Source organism: Streptomyces sp. NPDC056987, from assembly GCF_042673865.1.
Classification (GTDB): Bacteria; Actinomycetota; Actinomycetes; order Streptomycetales; family Streptomycetaceae; genus Streptomyces.
On record NZ_JBHURV010000021.1, the window covers coordinates 26,242 to 44,531 of the forward strand.

General features: G+C 72.1%; 14 protein-coding genes, 1 tRNA gene and 1 pseudogene. 7 read left to right on the forward strand and 9 right to left on the reverse strand.

Features of this window, described 5'->3' with window-relative positions:
* Window positions 1-12: 12 nt before the first annotated feature.
* A complete protein-coding gene (locus tag ACFTZC_RS23490) occupies window positions 13-948 on the reverse strand; it encodes a diiron oxygenase (RefSeq protein ID WP_382892731.1) in 936 nt (311 codons plus the stop codon).
* Window positions 949-1,221: 273 nt separating this feature from the next.
* On the opposite strand from ACFTZC_RS23490, the gene ACFTZC_RS23495 reads away from it, so the two are divergent.
* Window positions 1,222-2,112: an ADP-ribosylglycohydrolase family protein gene (locus tag ACFTZC_RS23495; protein ID WP_382892732.1), complete on the forward strand. Its 891-nt coding sequence runs from the start codon at window positions 1,222-1,224 to the stop codon at window positions 2,110-2,112.
* 50 nt (window positions 2,113-2,162) lie between these two features.
* Here ACFTZC_RS23495 and ACFTZC_RS23500 read toward each other — a convergent pair whose 3' ends face one another.
* On the reverse strand, window positions 2,163-3,296 hold the full coding sequence (locus tag ACFTZC_RS23500; protein ID WP_382892734.1) for an amidase family protein: 1,134 nt from the start codon (window positions 3,294-3,296) through the stop codon (window positions 2,163-2,165).
* A gap of 155 nt (window positions 3,297-3,451) precedes the next feature.
* Between ACFTZC_RS23500 and ACFTZC_RS23505 the strand changes: the two genes are divergently transcribed.
* Complete coding sequence (locus tag ACFTZC_RS23505; protein WP_382892736.1) at window positions 3,452-4,663, forward strand: cytochrome P450; 1,212 nt, start codon at window positions 3,452-3,454, stop codon at window positions 4,661-4,663.
* Window positions 4,664-4,765: 102 nt separating this feature from the next.
* Here ACFTZC_RS23505 and ACFTZC_RS23510 read toward each other — a convergent pair whose 3' ends face one another.
* The 3 genes and pseudogenes from ACFTZC_RS23510 to ACFTZC_RS23520 form a co-directional block, all read right to left on the reverse strand.
* Entirely contained in the window at window positions 4,766-6,223 is a 1,458-nt protein-coding gene (locus tag ACFTZC_RS23510) for a penicillin-binding transpeptidase domain-containing protein (protein WP_382892932.1), read from the reverse strand.
* A 63-nt stretch (window positions 6,224-6,286) separates the two neighbouring features.
* Window positions 6,287-7,609: pseudogene (locus ACFTZC_RS23515) on the reverse strand (FtsW/RodA/SpoVE family cell cycle protein); the annotation flags it as partial.
* Window positions 7,610-7,684: 75 nt separating this feature from the next.
* Window positions 7,685-8,053, reverse strand: a complete 369-nt coding sequence (locus tag ACFTZC_RS23520; RefSeq protein WP_382892738.1) for a zinc-ribbon domain-containing protein — start codon at window positions 8,051-8,053, stop codon at window positions 7,685-7,687.
* A gap of 153 nt (window positions 8,054-8,206) precedes the next feature.
* On the opposite strand from ACFTZC_RS23520, the gene ACFTZC_RS23525 reads away from it, so the two are divergent.
* The gene (locus tag ACFTZC_RS23525) at window positions 8,207-9,052 is read left to right on the forward strand and encodes a nuclease-related domain-containing protein (protein WP_382892740.1); all 846 of its coding nucleotides are present in this window, start codon (window positions 8,207-8,209) and stop codon (window positions 9,050-9,052) included.
* Between the two features lie 29 nt (window positions 9,053-9,081).
* Here ACFTZC_RS23525 and ligD read toward each other — a convergent pair whose 3' ends face one another.
* Window positions 9,082-9,966: a non-homologous end-joining DNA ligase gene (gene ligD, locus ACFTZC_RS23530; protein WP_382892741.1), complete on the reverse strand. Its 885-nt coding sequence runs from the start codon at window positions 9,964-9,966 to the stop codon at window positions 9,082-9,084.
* Between the two features lie 71 nt (window positions 9,967-10,037).
* On the opposite strand from ligD, the gene ACFTZC_RS23535 reads away from it, so the two are divergent.
* Both ACFTZC_RS23535 and ACFTZC_RS23540 read left to right on the forward strand, forming a co-directional pair.
* On the forward strand, window positions 10,038-11,081 hold the full coding sequence (locus ACFTZC_RS23535) for a Ku protein (protein ID WP_382892743.1): 1,044 nt from the start codon (window positions 10,038-10,040) through the stop codon (window positions 11,079-11,081).
* A gap of 91 nt (window positions 11,082-11,172) precedes the next feature.
* Window positions 11,173-11,244, forward strand: a tRNA-Arg gene (locus tag ACFTZC_RS23540).
* A 223-nt stretch (window positions 11,245-11,467) separates the two neighbouring features.
* Here the strand turns inward: ACFTZC_RS23540 and ACFTZC_RS23545 are convergent.
* Both ACFTZC_RS23545 and ACFTZC_RS23550 read right to left on the reverse strand, forming a co-directional pair.
* Window positions 11,468-12,202: a hypothetical protein gene (locus ACFTZC_RS23545; protein ID WP_382892745.1), complete on the reverse strand. Its 735-nt coding sequence runs from the start codon at window positions 12,200-12,202 to the stop codon at window positions 11,468-11,470.
* A gap of 236 nt (window positions 12,203-12,438) precedes the next feature.
* A complete protein-coding gene (locus ACFTZC_RS23550) occupies window positions 12,439-13,062 on the reverse strand; it encodes a DUF4232 domain-containing protein (protein ID WP_382892747.1) in 624 nt (207 codons plus the stop codon).
* A gap of 355 nt (window positions 13,063-13,417) precedes the next feature.
* Here ACFTZC_RS23550 and ACFTZC_RS23555 point away from each other — a divergent pair, with 355 nt between their 5' ends.
* On the forward strand, window positions 13,418-14,923 hold the full coding sequence (locus ACFTZC_RS23555; protein WP_382892749.1) for a S1 family peptidase: 1,506 nt from the start codon (window positions 13,418-13,420) through the stop codon (window positions 14,921-14,923).
* A 78-nt stretch (window positions 14,924-15,001) separates the two neighbouring features.
* Here the strand turns inward: ACFTZC_RS23555 and ACFTZC_RS23560 are convergent, their stop codons facing one another.
* Complete coding sequence (locus ACFTZC_RS23560; RefSeq protein WP_382892751.1) at window positions 15,002-16,756, reverse strand: IclR family transcriptional regulator C-terminal domain-containing protein; 1,755 nt, start codon at window positions 16,754-16,756, stop codon at window positions 15,002-15,004.
* Between the two features lie 139 nt (window positions 16,757-16,895).
* Here ACFTZC_RS23560 and ACFTZC_RS23565 point away from each other — a divergent pair, with 139 nt between their 5' ends.
* Window positions 16,896-18,077 carry a 4-hydroxybenzoate 3-monooxygenase gene (locus ACFTZC_RS23565; RefSeq protein ID WP_382892753.1) on the forward strand — a complete coding sequence of 394 codons (1,182 nt, stop codon included), beginning with the start codon at window positions 16,896-16,898 and terminating at the stop codon, window positions 18,075-18,077.
* The last annotated feature ends 213 nt before the right edge of the window (window positions 18,078-18,290 follow it).

Below are 18,290 nucleotides of genomic sequence, written 5' to 3' on the forward strand. Positions count from 1 at the left end.
TCGCCTCCCGGCTCAGGCCAGCAGGCCCGAGGACTGCCAGAGCCTGCGGCCCGCGCCGCGCAGTACGCCGATGTCGTCGAGGAAGTCGGTCAGGCGTTTCGCGCCGGTCTGCATGACCTCGCGGCGGTGTCCGCTCGCCCGGACCTGGGCGACGGCCGTGCGGCGGTCGAGCCCGACGTTCTCGTACACCTGCGGGTTGATGAAGCAGACGGAGAAGACCCGGGCCGCCTGGCCGCAGTTGAGCCGGGTGAACTCCTGCTCCCAGCGCGGGGCGGTGACCATCTGGCGCCGCAACTCCTCGCGCGCGTACCGGACATGGCGCGCCTCCTCGATGACGTGGATCCGGGTCACCCCGCGCACCAGGGGCTGGACCCGCTCGTCGGGGAAGGCCAGCCGCTGCATCCAGTCGAGGATCTCCTCGCCGAGGAGGGTGGCCGCGAAGGAGCCCGGTGTGGTGGAGATCGTCTTCAGGACCCGCGCCATGTTGTGGTACCGGCCCGGCACCGGGTAGGCCGGGGTGCCGCCCTTCCGGATGAGCTTCGCGAACATCATCGAGTGCCGGCACTCGTCCGCGATCTCGGTGAGCGCGTACCGGACATGACTGCTGGTCACGGGCTTGTCGTAGATGTGCCGGACCAGGAGCTGCATCAGGATGATCTCGAACCAGATGCCGAGCGAGGCGAGTGACGCGGCCTCGTGCCGGGCCAGCTCCAGCCGCCGCTCCTCGGACATCGTGTGCCACAGGGGCGTGTCGTAGAGCGAGACCAGCTCCGGTGGCCAGTGCCACTTGCCCTCCTCCAGCGGCGCCTCCCAGTCGAGTTCCCTGTCGGGGTCGAAGGAGTGCCGCGCGGAGGATTCGAGGAGCCGCTCCGCCACCAGCTCCCGGTCGCGGAGCGGGCCCAGTGCGTCGCGGAGGGCTTGGACGTCGCGTTCGGTCGCGGGGGTCATGGCGGGGCGCACCTCACGGTCACTGCTGACGGGCGGCCGGGCGCGCCGGCCACTGGTGTTACCGGCGGTCACCTCTTATGAGACTACTTGTCAGTAAGGGCGTCAATCCCCCGTACGCGGCCGGAGAGCGCGGCGGACGTTCGGAGCGCGGGCTTACGGTAGTAGGCCCCGGAGGCCGGAAGATCGCCCGTCGGAACGACGCCATCGGGGCCTCCACGCCCATAGGGTGAATATGCGGGCGAAGAAACGCCGCCGCGCGGCACCATGGTGGACATGACCGCCCAACGATTAGGTACTGACCGCGCAGCCGCCCGCCGGAGCCTGGAAGGGCTCGCTTTGGGCGATGCTTTCGGCGAACGCTGGTTCCCTCTCTTCCGTGACCGTGACCGCGCGTCCGAGGAGATCGCGGCCCGGGTCACGCCCCAGGAGCTGGAGTGGCCCTGGACGGACGACACCGCCATGGCCCTCGCGCTCCACCGGGTCCTCGAAGAGCACGGCGCCGTCGAACAGGACCGGCTGGCCCTGGCGTTCGCCCGCACGTACGCGGCGGACTCCGGCCGCAACTACGGCTCCGGCATGCACGTACTCCTCCCCGCCCTGCTCGACCGCCCGCAGGACTGGCGCACGCTCGCGCCCGGCCTCTTCGAGGGCGGCAGCCTCAGCAACGGCGCGGCGATGCGGGTGGCGCCGCTCGGCGCCCGGTTCGCCGGAGACCTCGGACAGGTCGCGCGTCAGGCCGTGCTGTCCGCCGAGGTCACGCACGCCCACCCGCAGGGTGTGGCGGGGGCGGTGGCCGTCGCCGTGGCGGCGGCGCTGTCGGTACGGTGCGAACTCACCGTGGCGGCCGTCGCCCGCGCCACCCCGGAGGGCGCGGTACGCGACGGCCTGGCCCGCGCGGCGGAGCTGCCCTTCACCACCGAGCCCCGCAAGGCGGCGGACCTCCTCGGCAGCGGACTGCGCATCCGCGCCGACGACACGGTCCCCTTCGCGGTCTGGACGGCGGCCCGGCACCGCGACGACCTGGCAGCCGCGCTCTGGGCCACGGCGGAGGGCTTCGGCGACTCCGACACGACCTGCGCCATCACGGCGGGCATCGTCGCCGCCCGTACGGGGACGGGTTCGGTGCCGGCGCAGTGGCGGGAGCGGCGCGAACCGCTGGCGTAACCAGGGGAAGTTGGCGTGGGCAGGGGCTGCGGGGCCGCAGGGAACCCCGGTCACCGCGCGAGTGCCGCCTCGGCCGCCTCCGCGACGGTGAGCAGCGCCGCTTCCGTCCTTCGTTCCGTCACCAGTTGCAGCCCCACGGGGCAGCCGTCCGCCGTGAACCCTGCGGGAATGCTTGCCGCCGGATGGCCGCTCACGTTGAACGCCCAGGTCAGCGCCGTCGAGTACAGCTCGCCCGGGCCCTCGTGGCCATGCGGGCGGTTCGGGGTGGCCGGGGTGAGGAGCAGGGGCGTACGGGCGAACAGGGCGTCGAGCCTGCGGTTGTTCTCGGCCCGTACCTCCGCCGCCCGCGCCGCCGCCGCGTCCCGCGCCCCGCCCCGTATCGCCTTCCACGTCTCGCACGGGTCCAGCAGCGTGAACGGGGGCCGGCGCGCGTCGAGTCGTATGACGCCAGCCGCCGCCAGCGGGTCCACGGCCGCCCGTACGACCGCCGCGACCTGCGGGTCCACCTCGGCGAAGCCGAGATCCGGGGCGTACACGGCCGGTACGGGCACGGGGACGGCCGGCTCCTCGTGGCTGCCCAGCACCCACCGCAGAAACCCCCGCGCCTGCGCCGCCGACCCGGCCAGCACCCCCGCCGAGGCCAGCCCCGTGCGGTCCGGGGAGGGCAGCAGGCCGTTCGTCGTCTTCAGCCCGAAGACCCCGCACCACGCCGCCGGGATCCGGACGGAACCGGCGCCGTCGCTCCCGGTGGCGAGGGGGACCATCCCCGCGGCGACCGCCACCGCGGACCCGGCCGAGGAACCGCCGGGGGTACGGTCCGCGCGGTACGGGTTGACCGTACGGCCGTGCCGCCCCAGCCCCCAGGTCTGCCAGTACGTACCGGGCCCCGGCACCGCCGTCGAGCCGACCGGCACGGCGCCCGCCGCGATCAGCCGCCCCGCCGCGTAGGACCGGATCCCGGACGGCCCCTTCACGGCGAACGGCAGGCCCGCGAGCGGCAGTTCCCGGCCCGCCCGAACCGACAGGTCGGCCCGGACCGTCCGGTCCAGCGCCGCGGCCCGCGCCCTGGCCTCCTCGTCCCACACGTCGAGGAAGGCGCCCAGCGCCGGATCGTGCCGCCCGATCCGCGCCAGGGATTCCCGCACCGACGCCGCCGGCTCCACACTCTCCGGTGATGCGCTCATGAGTCCCCCTTCGACCTCCGTGCCCCTCAAGTTCCATGCCACCGACGCCAACGGCCAACCTCCTGGGGTGCGTCGTGCCGCACGAGGAATCAACGAGCAGTCATGTAAAACCAGTTGAAGACAGAAAACATAGGAACATCTCACTTGGAGGCCCCATGGCCGTCGGCAGTCCAGTTCCCTCGCCCTTCACCGAGACCACCGGGACGGCCCGGAGCGCCGCCCTCGACGCGCTCACCACGTCCGGTCCGGTGCAGCGTTTCACGTTGTTCAACGGCGTCCCGGTGTGGCTGGTCACCGGTTACCCGGAGGCCAGGGCGCTGCTGGCGCACCCCGCGATGGCCAAGGACCCCGAGGTGGTACCGCACGCGAAGGCCACACCGGCCGACCTGCACGCCGCCATGTACACCAGCGTGCTGACCGCCAACCCGCCCCATCACACCCGGCTGCGGAAGCTGGTGACGGCGGCGTTCACGGTCCGCCGCGTCGAGATGCTCCGGCCCCGGGTGCAGGAGATCACCGACGGCCTGCTCGACGCGCTGGACGAGGCCGGTGCGGACGGTGCGCCGGTCGACCTCGTCGCGGGCCTGGCCTACCCCTTGCCCATTACGGTGATCGCCGAACTGCTGGGCGTCCCCGTGGCCGACCGCGAGGCGTTCCGCGGCTGGTCGTCGATCGTCATCAACGGCTCGGTCCACCCCACCGACACCTACCTGTCCGCGGCCGCGGACATGGTGGCCTACCTGCGCGACATGATCTCCGAGAAGCGCAGGTCTCCCGCCGACGACCTGCTGTCGGCTCTCATCGCGGTGCGCGACGGGCAGGACCGGCTGTCGGAGGACGAACTCAGCTCGATGGTCTTCCTGCTGCTCCTCGCGGGGCACGAGACGACGGTCAACCTCATCAGCGGCGCCGTGTACTCCCTGCTGTGCCACCCGGAGCAGCTGCGGCTGGTGCGGGCCGAGCCCGGCCGTCTGCCCGCGGTCGTCGAGGAGCAGCTGCGGCAGGACGGTCCGAAGCAGACGCCGGTTCCCTCGGTCACCACCGCGCCGATCACCATCGGCGGCGTGACCATTCCCCGCGGGGATGTCGTGGTGGTGTCGCTGCTGGCCGCCAACCGGGACCCGGAGCGGTTCGCCGAGCCGGACCGGTTCGACATCACCCGGCCCGCCGCGCCGCACCTGGCGTTCGGACACGGCCTGCACCACTGCCTGGGCGCACCGCTGGCCCGGCTGGAGGGCGCCATAGCCGTGGGCAGCCTGCTGCGGCGGTTCCCCGGCCTACGGCTGGCCGACCCGGACACCGAGCCGCAGCGGCTGCCCAGCCTGTTGATGAACGGCGTCGCCGATCTGCCGGTCGTCCTCGGCTGAGCGGGGCTGTGCGTGCTCTGTCGTCCGGCCGGATACGCGACGCGGCCCCGTACGAGCGCGGTGCCAGGGCACGCGAGCCCAGCGTGATCCAAACGACGGGGCCTAGTCCCGCAGCGCCGCCTCCATCACCGCCCGCGCGATCGGCGCCGCGTCGCCCCCGCCGCTGATGTCCGCCCGGTCCGCCTCCGCGTCCTCGACGACCACCGCCACCGCGACCGCCGGGCGCCCCGACGTGCCCGACTGCGCCCAGGCGATGAACCAGGCGTACGGCGTACCGGTGTTGTCCACCCCGTGCTGTGCCGTGCCCGTCTTCCCGCCGACCGTCGCTCCGTCGATCGCCGCGTTCCCGCCCGTGCCGTCCTCCACCGCGTCGATCATCATCGTCCGCAGCCGCTGCGCCGTGAGCGGTTTCATCGCGCGGGCGTAGGAACGCTGACCCGTACGGGAGACGACGGAGCCGTCCGAGGCCAGTGTCCGGTCCACCAGGTACGGGTACTTGAGGTCCCCGCCGTTCGCGACCGCCGAGGCGACCATCGCCATCTGGAGCGGCGTGGCCCGGGTGTCGAACTGCCCGATCGACGAGAGCGCGAGCTCGTCGTCGCTCATCCGGGTGTCGAAGTTCGAGGCGGCGACCCGGGACGGGATCCTGATCCCGGCGTCGTTGAAGCCGAACTTCCGTACCGTGTCCAGCATTCCGTCGAGCCCCGTGGCCACCCCCAGCCCGGCCATGACCGTGTTGCAGGACCACCGGACCGCATACGCCAGTGACGCGCGGTCGCACCCCTCGGCCTCGTTGGGGAGCGTGGTGCCGGTGCCCGGCAGGACGTACGGCTCCGCGATCTCCGTCGGGGCGTCGGGGTCCTCGACCGTCCCGGAGTCGAGCGCCGCCGCGGCCGTCACGATCTTGAAGGCGGAGCCCGGCGGATACGTCCCCCGGATGGCCCGGTCGAGCATCGGCTGCGCGCTCCCGCCGGTCAGCCGGGCCCACGCGTCCGTCACGCCCGGACCCGTGCCCGAGAGCAGCCCCGGATCGTACGACGGGCTGCTGACCAGCGCCAGGATCCGGCCGCTGAACGGCTCGACCGCCGCGACCGCGCCGCGCCGCCCCGCCAGCCCCTCGTACGCCGCGCGCTGCACCGACGCCTTCACCGTGGTGGCGACGGAGCCGCCCGGGCGCCGGCCCCGGGTGAGATCGTTCCAGAAGGGGAACGGGGCGAGCATCGGACTCGTACCGGAGAGGATCGGATCCTCGGCGTCCTCCAGGAGCGTCGTGCCGTACGTCTGGGAGTCGTAGCCGGTGACGGACGCGTACAGCGGGCCGTGCCGGTACGTGCGCTCGTAGCGCAGGTGCTGCCCGGAGTCCCTGGAGCCGGTGACGGCCCGGCCGTCGACGAGGATGTCGCCGCGCTGCTGGGAGTAGCGGGCCACGGTGTCGCGGCGGTTGGCGGGGTTGTGGTCGAGGGAGTCCGCGTCGAGGACCTGGATCCGGGCGGCGTTCACGAGCAGGGCGGCGAGGAGGACCAGGAAGAGGACGGCGGTCCGGCGGATGCAGCGGGTCATCGGGGGTCCCGCGAAGGCCGTGGCTGCGGCCGTGGCCCCGGGGACGGGCCCGGGGCCGCCGTCCGGGCCCCGGGCCGAATCGCTGAGCCGCATCAGCAGCGCGATGATGATCCAGTTGGTGACGACGGACGAACCGCCCTGCGCCAGGAACGGCATCGCCATCCCCGTGAGCGGGATCAGCCCCATCACCCCGCCCGCGATGACGAAGACCTGGAGGCCCAGGATCGAGGAGAGGCCGATGGCGAGCAGGCGCCCGAACGGGTCGCGCAGCGCGAGCCCGGCGCGGAAGCCGCGGGCCACGAGCAGCGCGTACAGCAGGAAGAGGGCCGTCAGCCCGACCAGCCCCAGCTCCTCGCCCGCCGTCGCCAGGATGAAGTCCGACTTGGCGGCGAAGCCGATCAGGATGGACCGGCCCAGCCCCAGCCCCGTACCGAGCAGCCCGCCCGCGGCGAAGGCGAAGAGGGACTGGGCGAGCTGCCCCGGGCCCCGGCCCGCGGCGATGGAGGCGAACGGGTCGAGCCAGTCCTGGACGCGGCTGTGGACATGCGGTTCGAGCGAGCCGACCGCGAAGGCGCCGACCGCGGCGAGCAGCAGCCCGGCCGCGATCCAGCCGGTGCGCCCGGTCGCCACGTACAGCATGACCACGAACAGCCCGAAGAAGAGCAGCGAGGTGCCCAGGTCCCGTTCGACGACGAGGACCATGACACTCAGCAGCCAGATCGCCACCAGCGGACCGAGGACCCGCCCCCTGGGCAGCTGGAACCTCCGGCCGGTGTACGTCAGGGCGTTGCGGTTGGCGGCGAGATACGCGGCGAAGAAGACGGCGAGCAGCACCTTCGCGAACTCGCCGGGCTGGAAGGAGAATCCGCCGAACCTGATCCAGATCTTGGCCCCGTTCACGGCGGGGAACGCGATCGGCACGACCAGCAGGAGCAGCGCCGTGGCGACGCAGATGTACGCGTACCGGGCGAGCACCCGGTGGTCGCGCAGGAAGACGACGGCGGCGATGAACAGCGCCACGCCCAGCGTGGACCAGACGAGTTGGGTGGGGGCGGCCCGGTCGCCCGGGGTCTCCAGATCGAGCCGGTAGATCAGGACGAGGCCGAGCCCGTTGAGCAGCACCGCGATGGGGAGCAGCAGCGGATCGGCGTACGGGGCGCGCAGCCGGACCGCGAGGTGCGCGAGGAGCGCGAGCACGCCGAGCCCGGCGCCGTAGCCGAGCGCGTCCGGCGGTACGGCGTGGTCCTTGCCGAGGCCGACGGTGACGTAACCGAAGACGGAGATGAGGACGGCGCAGAGGAGCAGCGAGAGTTCGACGCCGCGTCGCTGGGGGAGACGCGGGGCCTGCCGTTCGGGTGGGGGAGCGTCCGCCCGCGTTGCGGTCATGCCTCGCAACGTAGCAAGGCGGTGCGCCTTATGTCCGCTTATGCGGCGCGGTGAGGTCCGATGCCTCGGGCCGCCTCACCGCTGGTACGGATTGCCCTGCCCGTACTGCCCCGGCTGACCTGGCTGTCCCGGCTGCCCTGGCTGCTGCGGCTGCCCGTACCCCGGTCCCTGGCCCTGTCCCTGTCCGTATCCCTGCCCCTGTCCCTGTCCCGTGCTCTGGGCGAGCAGCTGGTCGGCCTGCTCCTTCGAGATCTGCTGCTCCACGCCGCAGAACGTGCACTGTGTCGCGAACTTGGTGGAGAACGGGAACAGTGGGATGAAGAAGAGCGTGAACTTGGTGACGCGCTTCCTGAGCGTGTGTGCCGAGGGGTTCCCGCAGTGGCCGCAGACCAGTGTCAAAATCGCCAGTTGGTAGAGGTACCCCTTGGTGCCAAAGATGATCATGAGTCGATTCCTTGCCTGGGATTGGCCGAGAGCGTTCGAGGAGAGTGTGCCGTACACCACCGACAACGGGCAGGCCGGGCGGACGGTGCCCGTCCGGTGCTCTTGCCCGGGTGGTTCGGCGGCTGTTCCCATGGACGCGGGGGGTGAGGTGGCATGACTCGATTACGCGTCACACCGGGGTACGGCCGGGGCCGGGACCGGCTGTACGTCAGCAGACGCGACGGCAGGACCGTCGCCTGGTACGACAAGAGCACCGGCCGGGTCAATCTGCTCACCGGCGCGGGCCGCGACGACGTACTGGCCGCGCTGGCGCCGTATCTCGCGGGCGAGGTGACCGTGGGACCGGCCCCCGTGCCGACCCCCGCCGAACTCGACCGGCTCTCCCTCCACCCCGACGACGACCTGGCGCCCAACCGCCCCGGCGAGGCGCTGCACGCCGTACTCGACGCCGAGGACACCGCCTCCGTGCCCGGCGCGCGGACCTCGGCCCTGCCGTTCCTCCCGGCCGCGTGGCGCCGCCAGGACCCGCGCCGCGCGCAACTGGCGGCCCAGGAGGTCCTCGGCGCGGCGCTCGACGCGCTGGAGGGCGCGGGGTGGCGGGTCCTGCACTCGATCCCGCTCCCGGGCGCCGCCCGCGTCGACCACCTGGCGATCGGCCCGGGCGGAGTCCTGACCGTACGGACCCTTGCGGCCGGCGGCCACCGCGTCCGGATCGACGACCCCCTGGTCACCACGGGCCGCGGCCAGGCGCTGCCGCAGCTGCGCTGGGCCCGCCGCGACGCGGAGCGCGCCTCGCTCGCGCTGGCGACGGCCGTACGCCCCGTACTGGCCGTGGTCGAGGCGCGCACCCCGCAGGCGCTGCCTGCCCCGCCGGGCGTACGGGTCCTGCGCGAGACGGACGTCCCGGCGCTGGCGTCGCTCGGCGGCGTACTGAAACCGGCGGACATCGAGACCCTGTACGCCACGGCCAGGAACCGCCACACCTGGCAGCGCGTCTAGGAAACCCCGCTCCCGTCCTGGCGGCGGGGTCAGGGCAGCGGGGCCGCGCCGTCACCCGCGGCGAGCGGCCCGAGCAGGTCCCCGTACCGCTCCAGCCGCGCCGGGATGTCGTCCAGCCGGAGGACGAGCTGCGAGGCGGCCGTGCATTCCTCGACCTCCTCCCAGGCCAGCGGGGCGGAGACGGTCGGCTCCCGGCGCGCCCGGAGGGTGTAGGGCGCCGCGGTCGTCTTCGCGGCGGCGTTCTGGCTGTGGTCGACGAAGACCCGCCCCGGCCGCAGCGAACGGCTCATCCGGTGCACCACCCGGTCCGGCAGCGCCGCCTCCGCCTCGACGGCGAGCGCCTTCGCGTACGCCGAGACCTCCGCCGAAGGCGTCCGTACCAGCGGTACGAGCACATGGAGCCCCTTGGACCCGGAGGTCTTCACGTAGGCGTCGAGCCCGTCCGCGCGCAGCCGCTCGCGCAGCCAGAGCGCCACCGCGCAGCACTCCAGGGCGGTGGCGGGCGCTCCCGGGTCGAGGTCGAACACCAGGCGGTCGGCCTGCTCGGGGGCCTCGGCCCGCCACTGGTGCGTATGGAACTCCACGACCAGGTTCGCCGCCCACATCAGCGCCGCCAGACCCTCCACCACCACCTGTCTCCCGGTGTCGGCGGTCCTCCGGGGTACGTCGGCGACCCGCACCCAGGGCGGGGTGCCGGGCGGCGGGTTCTTGGTGAAGAAGAGCTGCCCGTCGGGGCCGTCCGGATAGCGGAGGAAGGAGACGGGCCGGTCGGCGAGATGGGCCAGCAGAGGGGCCGCCGTACGGGCGTAATAGTGCAGGACCTCGCCCTTGGTGGTGCCGGTGGCGGTGTACAGGACCTTGTCCAGATTGCTCAGGGCCAGGCGCCGGCCCTCCACCTCGGTGACAGGCGTCATAAGATGAGAATCCCATAATTTCATCTGGATTCATCCCTTACTTCCGTTTGCCGGGTGAAAGGTGCGGAACCTTGCGATCCATCTGGAACGGCGCGATCTCCTTCGGGCTGGTCAGCATCCCGATCAAGCTGGTGAACGCCACCGAGAACCACTCGATCTCCTTCCGCCAGATCCACAAGGCCGACGGCGGCCGGATCCGCTACCGGAAGGTCTGCGAGCTGGACCAGGAGGAGGTGGCGACTCCCGACATCGGCAAGGCGTACGAGGACGCGACCGGCACCATGATCCCGATCACCGACGCCGATCTGGCCGGGCTGCCGCTGCCGACGGCGAAGACGATCGAGATCGTCGCGTTCGTCCCGGCGTCCTCGATCGACCCGCTCCAGATGGACACGGCGTACTACCTCTCCGCGAGCGGCGTCCCGGCGGCCAAGCCGTACACGCTGCTGCGCGAGGCGCTCAAGCGCAGCCAGAAGGTCGCGGTCGCCAAATTCGCGCTGCGCGGCCGGGAGCGGCTGGGCATGCTCCGGGTGGTGGGCGACGTGATCGCCATGCACGGCCTGCTCTGGCCGGACGAGATCCGGGCGCCCGAGGGGGTGGCCCCGGAGACCGAGGTCACCGTACGCGACGCGGAACTCGACCTGGCCGACGCCCTGATGGACACCCTGGGCTCCGTGGACCTCGACTCGCTGCACGACGACTACCGCGAGGCGGTCGAGGAGATGATCGCGGCGAAGGCGGAGGGCGGCCCGCCCCCCGAGCACGAGCCGGCGGAGGCCGGCGGCGGGCGCGTCCTCGACCTGATGGCGGCGCTGGAGAACAGCGTGCGCGCGGCGAAGGAGGCCCGGGGCGAGGAGAAGGGCGACGAGAAGCAGGTGGCGGAGGTGACGGACCTCCCGACGAGGCGCCGCAAGGCGACGGCGGCGGCCAAGAGCGCCCCGGCGAAGGAGCCGGCGGAACCGGCGGAACCGGCACCGAAGAAGACGACGTCCAAGGCCGCGGCCAAGAAGACGCCCGCGAAGACGGCCACGAAGAAGACGGCGGCGAAGAAGGCCGCACAGAAGAAGCCCGCGGCCAAGCGCACCACGGCATCGACCAAGCGCGCCTCGGCTTGACCCCGCAGGCCGGGGCCCTGAAATACCTGTTCACGGCCACCCCTCGGAAGCTGGTAGGGTTTCCTTCGTCGCCGAGCAACACAGGCAACACGCCCCCGTAGCTCAGGGGATAGAGCAACGGCCTCCGGAGCCGTGTGCGCAGGTTCGAATCCTGCCGGGGGCACCTCCCGGGACCACCTACTAATGTTGGTAGGTGACCAGGGCAGATGCCTAAACGAGAGAGAGGGGGAGTCAGTTTCACTGACTCCCGCTCTCTCTCGTTGTCCCTCAGTGTTCACGCACTATCTGCGATACGCGCGACACCATCACGTCAGGCCGTGTCGCCGTCCTCTTCTGCCCCCGCGCCATAATGCTCAGTGCGGGGGCAGCGCTCTTGGGTAGTCAGATCACATCCATACTTCGTCAGCGCGGTCGTTCCACGTGCCGGCACCCAACTCCGGGGGGTAGCTGAATTCGTGGAGGCTCGTGACGCAAGTGCCGAGGATTGTGATGAGCTCGGGGTCGGGCCAGTTGGTGCGGTAGTCGACTATGCCCATACCACCGGACTCGTCGTTGTTGCAGGTCGAGGTGGCCTCATCGCGGAAGCCCCATGTCGCGAGAGTCTTGGTGCCGTTGGCGGACCACTGGAGCTTGCGGCCCCCCAGGTTCTGGTGCTCGCCGAGGCACGTCCAGCCGAAGGAGCAGGAGGCGGCGAGGGGGACTGCTCCGTCACCACTGGCCGTTGAAGCCATAGATGCCGGTGCCGCCGGCTGAATCGTGGCGGAGCGCCCCTTGGGGGCCTTCGGCAGGGCTCGGGGATCCTTCTTGGCGTAGGCAGCGATGTCGGCCTGGGCCTCCGCGTCGGTAGCGAAGCACTTCACGGTGAGATCGGGATATTCGGAACAGACCTTTGCGTCGCCCCACCCGTCAGCCATGTCGAACTTCTTGCCTTTGTACGTCGCCATGATGGGGCCCTTGCGCGCCTTGGCGGTGCGAGCGCGGTCGGCCGCGTCTTCAGACCCTGTGTTTTCGGTGGCGCGGGGAGCCGGAGAGCTGCCGGTGTCAGCGGTGGCCGTTGCGGTGGCACCAAGACCGAGAGCCGCGCCGAGAGCAAGGGCAGTGAGGATTCTGGCCAGTTTCACGTGAGGTGATCCTTCGTCAGGTTCCGGATTCGATGTGTTGACGGAACCGATATAGCCGTGGCGTCGGGCGGAACGTCGTTGGCAGAGGGTCCACGCTCCTTGACGATGCGTCTACATCACAGTCCCGAGCAGCCGCACTGACGTTGATGGCCCTGCGTCTGCGGGCGAACCACCGCAGACCTCTCGGCGCACGTCATCGTTGACCGATCTCGGCTGGTCGCCGCGCGGGGAGGCCGTCAGTCGGACTTCTGCCAGGGGGTCGTGCCGAGTCGGCCGGTGTCCGTGAGGTCGAGGGGGCCGTCGAGGGTCTCCATGGTCTGGGGGCGTTCCCCGGGGGCCGCGGTGATCTCCAGGTAGGTCGTCGACGTGTCGGGCGACATCATGCGCCAGGTCAGGCCCGACCTCGCCGACTCGCCGGGTTTCAGGGTCACGGGGGCGGGGTCGGGGGCGGGGCCCGCCATGTGGATGCCGTCCGTTCCCTTGAGGACCTCGATGTCGTACGGGGCGCGGTCCTCGTCCAGGACGCGGACGCCGGGGTAGCCGTTCACCTCGTACGGGCGCGTGCCGCAGTTGGTCAAGGTGACGGTCATGGCGCGCAGCCCCATCGCGCCCTGGACCAGGCCGGGCGTGATCCGTACGCCCGACTCCGGGCAGTTTGCGGCGGGGGTGGAGGGGGTGGTGGGAGGCGTGGCGGGGGTGAGGGTCGGCAGGGGGCGGTCCTCGGGTGGTGCCGGCTCCGGCGTCGCCGTTCTCGCGGGGTTGCGCTCGCGGTCCAGTTCCTCCCTCAAGCTGCTGCAGCCGGTGGCCAGCACGGCAGCCGCGGCGAGGGCCAGGACATGTCCGATACGTATGACGGTCACGCGGCGATCATCGCACCCCCTTCCCCGGGCGAGCGGTCCGCCGGATCCGTACGGGCGGGCTGTGCGCCGCGGGCGGCTCCGCGGATTTTTTTCGGCGGCGGCTCCGGCATCGGCGGGGGGCTGGGTATAGCCGTATTTCGGCGGACGGGTCGGCTGATGGCGGGGCTGGTATTTGTGGCCTTTGGGGGCGTGTGCCCGAGTGGGAAGGGAGGGCCGCGAGGTGAGAACGGAGGGGGTGAACTCGGTTGCGGGGAAGTTGTGTTGAACGCCCCTCGGGTCCTCTCCGTATTCAGGGCCATAGCGTTCTTCGTCTGCTGCCGGCGAGCGGACTCCGTCCCCCACAGGAGGTCTTGAGTTGAGCCACAAACGCATACCCAAGCGGAAGATCGTGTTCGCCGGGGGTGGCGCTGTAGCCGTTGCGGCGGCCGCGATTCTGCTGCCGAACGCCAATGCCTCACAGGGCGGCGAGCCGGAACCGACGCCGAAGAAGGTGAACGCGGCAGCCGCCGGGGATCTCGCCTCGCAGATCGCCTCCCAGTTGGGCGAGGCGTTCGGCGGGTCGTACTACGACTCCGAGAAGCAGCAGATCGTCATCAACGTCGTCGGTGACAACAACAAGGTCGAGCTCCAGGTCAAGCAGGCCGGTGCCGTCGTCAGAAACGTCAAGAACAGCACGGCCCAGCTCAAGGCCGCCTCGCAGACGCTGAAGGCGGAGGCGACCATCCCGGGTACGTCCTGGTCCGTCGACCCCAGGACGAACCAGATCCAGGTCCTCGCCGACCGCACCGTGACCGACGCGGGCTGGAACCAGATCGAGTCGACGGTCAAGTCGCTCGGCTCGGACGTGGCCCGGATCAAGCGGACCGCCGGGGAGTTCAAGCCGCTGGCCGCGGGCGGTGACGCCATCTTCGGTGGCGGCGCGCGCTGCTCCCTCGGTTTCAACGTGGTCACGGCGGACGGTGCCCCCGGCTTCCTCACGGCCGGGCACTGCGGCGTCGCCGCGGCGGAGTGGGCGGACGCCCAGGACGGCCAGCCGATCGCCACCATCGCGGACGCGACCTTCGCGGGCGGCGGCGACTTCGCCCTCGCCGCGTACGACGACCCGGCGACCGAGGTCGCCAGCACGGTCGACACGGGCGACGGCCAGATCGTGGACATCGCGGCCGCCGCGGAGGCGGCCGTGGGCCAGGAAGTCATCCGGATGGGCAGCACCACCGGGCTGGCCGACGGTTCGGTCACCGGTCTCGACGCCACCGTCAACTACGGCAACGGTGACATCGTCAACGGCCTCATCCAGACCGATGTGTGCGCCGAGCCGGGCGACAGCGGCGGGCCGCTGTTCACCGCGGACGGCGGCGCCATCGGCCTGACCTCCGGCGGCAGCGGTGACTGCACCGTCGGCGGCGAGACCTTCTTCCAGCCGGTGACCACCGCGCTGGCCGCGGTCGGTGCCCAGATCGGCGCCGGTGACGCGGGCGGCGGCGACGGCGCGGCCGACGCGGGTGCCGGTGACGACGCCGGTGCGGCCGACGGTGGCGCGGGTGACGGTGCGGACGCCGGGGCCGCCAACGCGGGCGCGGGCGACGAGGGTGTCGACGGCGGCGCGGGTGACGGTGCCGACGCGGGTGCCGCCAACGCGGGCGCGGGTGACCAGGGCGCGGCCAACGCCGGCGCCGGTGACGAGGGTGCCGTGGCGGGCGCCGGTGACGCGGCGAACGCCGGCGCGGGTGACGAGGGCGCTGCCAACGCGGGCGCCGGTGACATCGGTGACGGCGCTGGTGATGTCGGCAACGGCAACCAGGACGACGGTAACCAGGACAACGGAAACGGTAACAACGGCAACAACCGCAACGGGCACTGACCCGGCGCGCTCTCTCGGAAGGACCCTCCGGTCAGGCACCTCGCCGACCGGCGGGTCCTTCCGCCGTTCCGCTCCGTCTCACACCGTGGGCACCCGGGTGAAGCGGCCCACGACGTCCAGGTCCGCCTCCACCCGTGCCGCCGTCGCGCGCAGTTCGGGGAGCACCTCCGTGAGGCATGCCCCGACATCGCGCCGGCTCGTGTGCATGGCCACGTTCAGCGCCGCCACGACCACGCCCGTACGGTCCACGACCGGCACCGCGATCGAGCGCAGCCCCTCCTCCAGCTCCTCGTCCACCAGGGCGTACCCCGCGCGGCGTACCCCCTCCACGAGGGTGGCCAGTTCGGCGGGGCTGGTGACCGTGTGCCGGGTCAGCGGGCGCGGCTCGGCGCGGGCGAGGCGGGCCGTCAGCTCGTCGTACGGGAGATCCGCCGGCAGCCCGGCCAGCAGGACCCGGCCCATGGAGGTCGCGTACGCCGGAAAGCGGGTGCCCGTGGTGATGTTGACGTTCATGATGCGCCGCGTCGCCACCCGCGCCGTGTACTGGACGTCGTCGCCCACCAGCACCGCCAGGGACGCCGAGTCGTCCACGCGCCCCGCGAGTTCGGCGAGATGCGGCGCGGCGATCTGGGGGAGCGTCGTACGGGACAGGGCGGGGAAGCCGAGCGACAGCACCCGCGAGGTGAGCCGGAAGGTCCGGTCGGGGGCGGCGGTGACATGACCCAGGTGCTCCAGGGTGATCAGGGCGCGCCGGGCGGTGGCCCTGGCCAGGCCGGTGGCCTCGGCGACGGCGCTGAGGGTCAGCGCGTCCCGGCCCTCGCCGAACGCCGTCGGTACGGTCAGCCCGCGGGCCAGTGACTCGATGAACTCCCGGCCCAGCTGCTGCTTGGACGCGCCGGTCCAGCTCGCCAGGCCGGGGCCTTCCGGGCGGGCGTCGGCGCGACCGGGGAGGGGCACTTCCGGCAGGTGAGGCGGGCGGGCCAGCTCTTGGGCCATCTCCGCCACCGCCGCGCGCAGCCGGGGCAGCAGCGCCTCCCGGAGCGACGCCGCGCTGTGCCGGCTGGTGTGGCTGACCACGCTCGCGACACAGACCGGCCGCGCGTCCGCCGGGGCGTGGAGCGCGCGTACCGGTACGGCGAGGGCGATCAGCCCCGGTTCGATGAGCTGGTTGTCCAGCGCCCAGCCGTCCTGCCCGGCCCGCGCCGCCAGTTCCTCGAAGCGCCGGGCGTGGCCCGTCCGGCGCCCGGACCCGGACCTCGACCCCGGTTCCGGGGGCAGCGGCGGTACGGCCGGGAAGCCCCGGTCCTCGGGGTCGCCGGCCCGGCGCGCCCGCCACCGTGCCCACTCCTCCTCCGACCAGCCCGCCGCGAACAGCGGCCCCGGCGCGGTGCGTTCGGCCGGCAGCAGATCGCCGATGCGGAAGGTCAGCGACATGGCACGCCGCCGGGTGCTCTGGTGGACGAAGCGGATGCCGTCGCCGTCGGGCACGGCCAGCGACACCGACTCGTCCAGCTCGTCCGCGAGCCGTTCCGCGAGCGGGCCGAGCCGCTCCGGCAACCGGGTGGCGGACAGATAGGCGTTGCCCAGCTCCATGAGGCGCGGGGCGAGCACGGCCTCGTGACCGGTCAGCCGTACGTACCCCATACGGGCCAGCGTGGCGAGGATCCGGTCGAGCGTGGCGCGGGCGAGACCCGTGGTGCGGGCCAGGGTGCCGATGGCCGCCCGGCCGTCGGCGTCGCTGAGCGCGCGCAGCACGGAGATACCGCGCATCAGCGGCTTCACGGCCTCGGCGGGCGCCTCGGCGGGAGGCGCGGGGACGGGCGTGGACGGCATCGGCTCTCCGGTCTTCCGGTCGCCCGGACTTCGGTGGAACGGGGCGTTGACATGTGTCCCCGGTGAACGCAGACTCATGGCCCGGGTGTACGTGAACGATATTTCACCAGGCGAACTCCATCCAGCAGGGGAGAAGCTGATGCACACCTCGGTCGGCATCGTCGGAGGCGGCCCCGCCGGTCTCCTGCTGGCGCGGCTGCTGCACAACGCGGGCATCGGCAGTGTGGTCCTGGAGAGCCACGACCGCGCCTATGTCGAGCAGCGCCAGCGCGCCGGCATCCTGGAGCAGCCCACCGTCGACGCGCTGCGCGCCGCCGGGGCCGGGGCCCGGCTGGACCGCGAGGGGCTGGTCCACGACGGCGTGGAGCTGCGCTTCGGCGGGCGGGCGCACCGTATCGACTTCCCGTCCCTCACCGGCGGGCGCACGGTGACGGTGTACGCGCAGACCGAGGTGGTCAAGGACCTGATCGCCCTCCAGCTCGCCGAGGGCGGGCCGCTGCTGTTCGGCGCCGAGGCCCTCGCGGTGACCGGCGCCGACACCGGCGCGCCGGCCGTCCGCTATCGGCACGAGGGCCGCGAACAGACCCTGACCTGCGACTACGTGGTCGGCTGCGACGGCTTCCACGGGGTCACGCGCGAGGCCGTACCGGAGGGGGTGCGGACGACGTACGAGCGGACGTACCCGTACTCCTGGCTCGGCATACTGGCCGACGCGCCGCCCGTCCACGACGAGTTGGTCTACGCGCACTCGGCGCGCGGGTTCGCCCTCGCCAGCATGCGCTCCCCGGCCGTCAGCCGTCTCTACCTCCAGGTGGCGAACGGCACCGACCCCGCCGACTGGCCCGACGCGCGGATATGGGACGAGCTGGACGCCCGCCTCGCCCTCGCCCCGGAGCCGGGCCGACGGCTGGCGCGCGGCCCCGTCACCGCCAAGTCCGTACTGCCGATGCGTAGTTCCGTTACGGAGCCCATGCGGTACGGCCGGGTGCTGCTGGCCGGGGACGCCGCGCACATCGTCCCGCCGACCGGGGCCAAAGGGCTCAACCTGGCGGCGGCCGATGTCATCATCCTCGCGCGCGCCCTGGCCGAGCTGTACGGGAACGGCTCAGCCGGGGCGCTCGACGCGTACTCCGACACCTGTCTGCGGCGGGTGTGGCGGGCCGAGCACTTCTCGTACTTCATGACGACCACCCTGCACACCGACCCGGCGCAGTCCGCCTTCGAGACCCGTCTGCAGTTGGCGCAGCTCGACCGCATCGCGTCCTCGCCGCACGCCGCGGCGGAACTGGCGGAGAACTACTCCGGGCTGCCGTTCGAATGAATCCGTACGTACCCCTGCCCACCCCCATGAGGCAGGGGTACGTACGGCCACAGAGACCGCTCCCCCCTGAGAACGGTCGAAACGTCAGAACCCTGACCGGAGAAACGCTATCGCCGGACACACTCGACGTGTGACGGTCAATCGACCGACAAACGGCACGGACAATGTGACAGGTGAGACGCCGAGTGGTGCATGAGGCGAATGAGGCAAACC